This window comes from Haloferax prahovense DSM 18310, from assembly GCF_000336815.1.
Classification (GTDB): domain Archaea; phylum Halobacteriota; class Halobacteria; order Halobacteriales; family Haloferacaceae; genus Haloferax; species Haloferax prahovense.
The window spans coordinates 1-705 of the sequence record NZ_AOLG01000007.1 but is presented as its reverse complement, the minus strand read 5'-3'; the positions used below and the strand labels follow the sequence as shown (position 1 = coordinate 705).

The 705-nt window shown below is 52.1% G+C and carries 1 protein-coding gene; it reads right to left on the bottom strand.

All coding sequences use genetic code 11. From position 1 onward, the window contains the following. Positions 1–238: hypothetical protein (locus C457_RS20310; protein WP_008090857.1), on the bottom strand; the 238-nt coding region annotated here is incomplete at its 3' end. Between the last annotated feature and the right edge of the window lie 467 nt (positions 239–705).

Genomic DNA, 705 nt, shown 5'->3' with positions numbered 1-705 from the left:
GCTCTAAGAACTGGAGGAAGGAGCGTGTCTGGGCATTTCTGACGATGCGTTTCCCCTCGCTGTCCATGAAATCAGTGTACTTGTGGATCTGCCGAACTGTGTCGTCCCGTCCCTCTCCGGGGTGAGTTAAGATACTGGTCGCTAAAACTGAGTAGACGTCTTCCATTGCGGGATCGAATACATCGGAGCTTATCTGCAGTATTGATGAGAACTCCTGCAGGTTGTCCCCAATCTTCACCTGGACCTCAATACCCTCTGCTACAGGATTGGCATCACTGTCCTCTTCATGGTCGCTTGAGTCGCGGTTCTGTTCACCAATTCGGATGAATTCTGAGACGGCGTAGGTGAAGGTCGGGACGTGTATATCCGCGACAGAACCNCTGTCACTGAGTCTTTTCGTCTGCCGTACAACGGGTACAGCGGTTTCTCGGTGTCAACGCCGTCAGGGAGGCTATTCTGTAACTCTTGGTCATGTTCGTATACTGTGACGTCTTCCTCAATTCTCTTCGAGATGTGTTTCTCCAGCTCGTTGTATGCATCTTCGTCGGCTGGCCCCGTCAATGCGAGATTTACAACTTTCCCGTAGACAAACATGATTCCCAGTATGGTGACGACGAAGATCGTGGCGGGGACGTTGGGGCTGACCCAGTCTCTAACCGGATCGGGGTAAAGCACCAGGATACCGATAGCTGTGCTTCCTAGCAG